The 5,917-nt window shown below is 61.5% G+C and carries 4 protein-coding genes and 1 pseudogene; 4 read left to right on the top strand and 1 reads right to left on the bottom strand.

Going from position 1 to position 5,917, the window contains the following annotated elements; translation table 11 throughout:
- The coding region (locus QT222_RS07840; protein ID WP_491476841.1) for a cobyric acid synthase at nucleotides 1–1,208 on the bottom strand (1,208 nt) is incomplete at its 3' end.
- 169 nt (nucleotides 1,209–1,377) lie between these two features.
- On the opposite strand from QT222_RS07840, the gene QT222_RS07845 reads away from it, so the two are divergent.
- The 4 genes and pseudogenes from QT222_RS07845 to QT222_RS07860 form a co-directional block, all read left to right on the top strand.
- Nucleotides 1,378–2,994, top strand: coding sequence for a long-chain-fatty-acid--CoA ligase (locus tag QT222_RS07845; RefSeq protein ID WP_004060785.1), 1,617 nt, complete (start codon nucleotides 1,378–1,380; stop codon nucleotides 2,992–2,994).
- Nucleotides 2,995–3,249: 255 nt separating this feature from the next.
- Nucleotides 3,250–3,780 (top strand): DoxX family membrane protein, encoded by a 531-nt coding sequence (locus tag QT222_RS07850; protein WP_491476842.1) that lies wholly within the window; start codon nucleotides 3,250–3,252, stop codon nucleotides 3,778–3,780.
- A gap of 432 nt (nucleotides 3,781–4,212) precedes the next feature.
- Nucleotides 4,213–5,562: an FAD-dependent oxidoreductase gene (locus tag QT222_RS07855; protein WP_491476843.1), complete on the top strand. Its 1,350-nt coding sequence runs from the start codon at nucleotides 4,213–4,215 to the stop codon at nucleotides 5,560–5,562.
- A 142-nt stretch (nucleotides 5,563–5,704) separates the two neighbouring features.
- A pseudogene (locus QT222_RS07860) lies at nucleotides 5,705–5,917 on the top strand (tryptophan synthase subunit beta); the annotation flags it as partial.

A 5,917-nucleotide genomic window follows, 5' to 3' on the forward strand; every position in this document is an offset into this window, starting at 1 on the left:
CCCTCGAAGTCGATACTCACCGGTTCGACGCGCTTGTCTCGGGAGAATTCCGTGACGGTCGGTAAGTGGCCCAACCCTTCGGCGGTGTCCACGTCGTCCGTGCTCTCGATGTCGGCATTCTCGATTCGCTCGCCGAGGAGTTGGTAGCCGCCACAGATACCGACGATTGGCCCGTCAAACGCGGCGAGTTCGTCGTCGAAGCTGGCGTCTCGGAGCGCAAACAGGTCGTCGACGGTGTTTTTGCTCCCCGGGAGGACGACGCCGTCGATATCGTCGAGCGTCGAATCCAGCGGGAGATACGCGACTCGGACGCCGGGTGTCTCGGCGAGCGGGCCGAAGTCCGTCGCGTTCGAGATGTGTGGTAGACGCGGGACGCCGATGGTGACCGCCTCCGTGTCGTCAACGCTGTCGTCGTCGCCGACGGTCGCGCGTTCGTCCTCGGCGGGGAGCGAGAGACTGTCTTCTTCGGGAAGGCCGGGGTCGTCGTACGGGAGCACGCCGAGGACGGGTACTCCGGTCATCGACTCGAACTGTTCGAATCCCGATTCGAGGATACTCGGGTCGCCGCGGAACTTCGTGATGGCCGCGCCGACGACTCGGTCTCGCAGGTCGTCCGGAATCAGTTCGAGCGTCCCGACCAGACTGGCGAAGACGCCGCCGCGTTCGATATCGGCTACGAGGAGGATATGTGCATCTGCAAACCGAGCTGTTTCGACGTTCGCCAAATCGCGGTCGTGGAGGTTTATTTCGGCGATTGAACCGGCACCCTCGGCAACGACTACGTCAGCCGATTCGGCCAATCGACGGTGGGACTCGACCGCCGCATCTCGCGCATCCTGCCAGTGGGTCGCGTAGTAGTCGCTTGCGGTGTTCAAGCCGACCGCTTGGCCGTGGACGACGAGTTGTGAGGTGCCGTCGCCGTGGGGTTTGAGAAGGACCGGGTTGTGGTCGGTAGTAGGCGTGACACCGGCTGCTCGGGCCTGAACGTACTGCGAGACGCCGATTTCGCCGAAACCGTCGCCGTCCGCGGCCGCGACCGCCCGGGCGTTGTTGCTCATGTTCTGGGCCTTGAACGGCGCGACGTCGAACCCGCGAGTCGAGAACAGGCGGCAGAGACCGGCCGCGACGGTACTTTTTCCCACGTGGCTCGCGGTTCCGGCGACGAGAAGGGTCGGCGACGGGGTTGGGTTCGGCGTCGGCGTCGTCATCTACCGAGACACAGGAACGCCCGGTTCAAAGGTGTTCATTTCGACGGCGAACTCAGCGCCGAGAGCACCACAGGAAAATATCCCGTCATACTGAGGTCGTTCACTCACGTGGTTGAAATGTTGCCGCAAGTGGTGCGCTTAGTTTTCTCGACAGCCCGGTCTATCATGAATGAAGAAACAGTTACTCGTGACGGACTTCCTCGACCGTGCTCGAACCTACTACGGCGACTACGAGGCCATCGTCGGAACCGACGGCGAGCGGTTCACCTACGGCGAGTTCGGCGACCGAGTCGACCGGTTCTCTGCGGCCCTGCAGTCTCGCAGCATCGAGAAGGGAGACCGAGTCGCCGTGTTGGACCCAAATACGCACTACCACCTCGAAGTTGCGTTCGGCGCGATGCAGTGCGGTGCGATTCACGTTCCCCTCAACTACCGCCTCACGCCCGAAGATTACGAATACCTCCTCACAGACTCCGGTTCCGAGGTCGTCTACGCGGACTACGAGTACGCCGGTAAAATCGAGGCTATCCGCGACGACGTGCCCGCCGAAGTCTTCGTGACGAACGACCCCGCGGCAGTCGACGGCGACTGGGTTGCCTTCGAAGAGTTCCTCGACGAGGCCGATGCTGACGACTACGAACGCCCCGAGATGTCCGAAGACGAGGTTATCACCATCAACTACACCTCGGGAACGACTGGCGACCCGAAGGGCGTCTGCCGGACCCATCGAACCGAATCACTGCACGCCCAACTCGTCACGATTCACCACCACCTCACCGACGACGACGTGTACCTCTGGACGCTGCCGATGTTCCACGTCAACGGGTGGGGACACATCTACGCCGTCACCGGCCGCGGCGCGAAACACGTCTGCACGCGCGGTGTCGACGCCGAACACGTCTTCGACGCCATCGCTACCGAGGACGTGTCGTTCTTCTGTTGTGCGCCGACGGTGCTGTCGATTCTGCGCGAATACGCCGAGGAGAACGACCCGTCGGTGACCGGTGACAACCCCGTTCGCGTGACGGCCGCCGGAAGCGCCGCACCGAGCGCGACGATTCGGTACACCGAAGACGAGTTCGGGTGGGAGTTCACGCAACTGTACGGCGCAACCGAGACGGGACCGCTCATCGCCACCTCGGACGCCCGTCGGCTGATTCCGGACGAGGGCGGTCTCCGCTTCTCGCTGAAACAGCGACAGGGTGTCGCCCCGCTCGGCACGGAACTTCGCGTCGTCGACGAAGACGGCGAGGAGGTCCCCCGCGACGACACGAGCATCGGCGAAGTCGTCGTTCGCGGAAATCAGGTGATGGAAGAATACTGGAACAAGCCCGACGAGACGCACGAGGCGTTCAACGACCGACTCGAAGGCTGGTACCACACGGGCGACCTCGCCGTCGTCAACGAAGACGGCATGATATCCATCCAGGACCGCAAGAAGGACATCATCATCTCCGGCGGCGAGAACATCTCGTCGGTCGAACTGGAGGACACGCTGTTCGACCACGACGCCGTCGGCGACGTGGCGGTCATCCCCGCACCGTCCGAGAAATGGGGCGAGACGCCGAAGGCGTTCATCGTCCCCGAGAACGGCGATATCGACAATCCCGGTGTCACCGCCGAGGAACTGACCGAGTACACGAAAGAGCGACTCGCGGGCTACAAAGTCATCCGCGAGTTTGAATTCGTCGAGAACATCCCGAAAACGGCGACGGGGAAGATTCAGAAGTACGAACTTCGGAAGCGCGAGTGGGACGACGAAGACCAGATGGTCGGAAAGGGGTAGCTCTCAACGGCTGTCTGCGTGCGCGGCATTGGATATTCCATCCTCCTTTACTCTGTACCAATTTCGCGGAGGTGATTCCAGCCTCATTTACTCTGCACCAATTTCGCGGAGGTGAGTGCTCGGCTCCCCACGGACCACCCCAATCCCGGCCGCTGATCCGCTCAATTTCGATGATTCTCGATTCCCTGGATTCGGAAATCAGACTTCGTTTATATTCGATTTCCCTCCGTTGGTTCACTTGTTAGGTGAAACACAATGGCCGCAACTGGACAACTCGATATGCTGGGGAACCGCATGGACTTCGACTACTCGCAGGGCGTGACGGGGTACGTACTCGTACTCACCCGCCTCATCACGGGCTACTGGTTCCTCAACGCAGGGGTCAGCAAGCTCATGGGCCCGGAAGCCTTCGATGCTTCGGGCTGGATGATTCACGGAACCGAGGGTGCGCCAATTCACGGCTTCCTCGTCTGGGCCGCTAACACGCCGTGGCTGCTGGAGTTCACCAATGTCATGATTCCGGCCGGTGAGTTCCTCATCGGTCTCGGACTCCTCGTCGGTGCACTCGTCCGGCTCGCCGCCTTCTTCGGCGGCGTCCTGATGGTGTTCTTCTACCTCGGGAACGCCGACTGGGGACACGGCTACGTCAACGGAGACCTCTTCGGCCTCATGCTGTTCGTCATCGTCGGGACCCTCGCCGCGGGCCGGATTCTCGGCCTCGACGCCATCATCGAAACGCTGGCGTTCGTCCGCCAGCGCCCCGTCCTCAAGTACCTCCTCGGCTGAGAGGGGCGAACGCGGGCGACCGAATGCGGCCTTTTCGAGGGGGAATTCGTATCTGCTTTTTGACACTGGCCTACTCCCTCATATCGAGCAACATCGACCGACAACTGCTCGACTTGTCGCTGTTGGTGTTGCGGCTGATTCGGTCCCGACCGTTGTGTGCTCCTGTGTTGTGTGTATATGTGTGGATGTTCATATAGTGAACAATATTAATGCCGCAATCCGAAGAGTAGTAGCGGATACATGTCTGGACCAAATTCATCGCTGACACGCTGGTTCACCTCAAGCACTCCGCTAGGCTGCGCTGTATCGCTACTCCTCGATCTGTCGACGACGGCCTATTATCGTCATTGACTGTACTTCCGTCTATGTGACTCTTATCAATCTTGTAAAATCAGGGCAATATATTAACCGCTTCCGAGCGAACGAGTAGGCATGGAACCGATAGTCATCGTCGGCGGTGACGCCGCGGGTATGAGCGCCGCGAGCAAGTTCAAACGAGAGCGACCCGACCGCGAGGTCATCGTTTTCGAGAAGGGCGAGTTCGTCTCGTACGCCGCGTGCGGAATGCCGTACTACGTGAAAGGCACTGTCGAGGAGTTCGACGACCTGCTGCAGGTCCCGCCGGAGGAGTTCACCGAGGAGCGCGACATCGACCTGCGACTGCACCACGAGGTCGTCGGTATCGACCCGGACGCCCACGAAGTCACCGTGTCGGCCCCGGGCGGTGAATTCACCCAGCCGTACGACCAACTGCTCATAGCAACCGGCGCACGGGCTATCGAGCCTCCATTCGAGGGAATGGACCTCGACGGCGTCTACACGCTTCACAGTCTCGACAGCGCGAAGGAGGTTCACGACGCAATGGAGACACAGTCCCCGGAATCGGTCGCCATCGTCGGCGGGGGGTACGTCGGCATCGAGATGGCCGAGGCGTTCGACGCGCACGACGTGGACGTTCACCTGTTCGAGATGCTCCCGCACGTGCTCGCCCCGTTCGGCGAGACGGTCGCGGAGAAGACCGAAGCACATCTCCGAGAGGAGGGCGTCGAACTCCACCTCGACACAGCCGTCGACGGATTCAGTGGCGACGACGGACACGTGACGGGCGTTATCGTCGGCGACGAGACGTACTCTGCTGACCTCGTACTCGTCGGTGTCGGCGTGACGCCTAACGCTGAACTCGCGGCGGAAGCCGGTATCGAACTCGGAGAGAGCGGTGCCATCGCAACCGACGAACACGGCCGCACGAGCGCCGAAGGCGTATTCGCCGCGGGCGACTGCGCTGAAGCACGGAACGTCGTCACCGGCGAACCCGACTACGTCCCGCTTGCCCTCACCGCCAACCGCGCCGGTCGAGCCATCGGACAGACGATGGCTGGCGACCCGACGCCGGTCGGCGATATCGCCGGGACGGCCGCGGTGAAAGCCTTCGAACTCGAAGCCGCGCGCACGGGTATCATCGACGAAGAATCGGCCCGTGAAGCTGGATTCGACCCCGTAAGCGTGACCATCGACGCATCAACGCGGGCACACTACTACCCCGGTGCCGAGCAGATTACCATCACGATGCTCGGTGACAGGCAGTCCGAGCGTGTCCTCGGCGCGGCGATGGTCGGACGCGAAGGCGTCGCCAAGCGCGTCGACACCGTCGCCGCGGCCTTGCACACCGAGACGACAGTCGGCGAATTAGCCTACTTCGACCTGTCGTACGCGCCGCCGTTCAGTCCGCCGTGGGACCCGGTTCTCACGACGGCGAAAGTCCTCGGCGGGAAGCTCGACTGAACTCGGCCAGGTGTTATTGCCAGCCGTCGCGTCGGACCGTCTGAAGAACGGACCGAATTTGAATGGGTCTTGTTGTCTACTATTGCCCTACCTTGTCTGTTAGAGCAATATTTTATACATTTGAGACGAATCGTCTGTGTATATGTCACACGGAGATTTCGACGGATACGGCGGGCGATACGTCCCCGAAGCACTCGAATCGGCACTTGAACAGCTCGCGACGGCTTACGACGACATCTCGGCGTCGGACGACTTCCAGGCCGAGTTCCGTGGCTTGCTCGAAACGTACGCGGGACGCGCAACACCGTTGTACCATGCACGGAACCTGAGCGAGCGATACGGTGCGGACATCTAC

This window comes from Haloferax sp. s1 (assembly GCF_058382125.1).

Excerpts from the sequence above, each read along its gene's own strand:
- QT222_RS07845 (WP_004060785.1), top strand. The coding sequence starts at position 1,378 with ATGAAGAAACAGTTACTCGTGACGGACTTCCTCGACCGTGCTCGAACC.
- QT222_RS07850 (WP_491476842.1), top strand. The coding sequence starts at position 3,250 with ATGGCCGCAACTGGACAACTCGATATGCTGGGGAACCGCATGGACTTC.
- QT222_RS07855 (WP_491476843.1), top strand. The coding sequence starts at position 4,213 with ATGGAACCGATAGTCATCGTCGGCGGTGACGCCGCGGGTATGAGCGCC.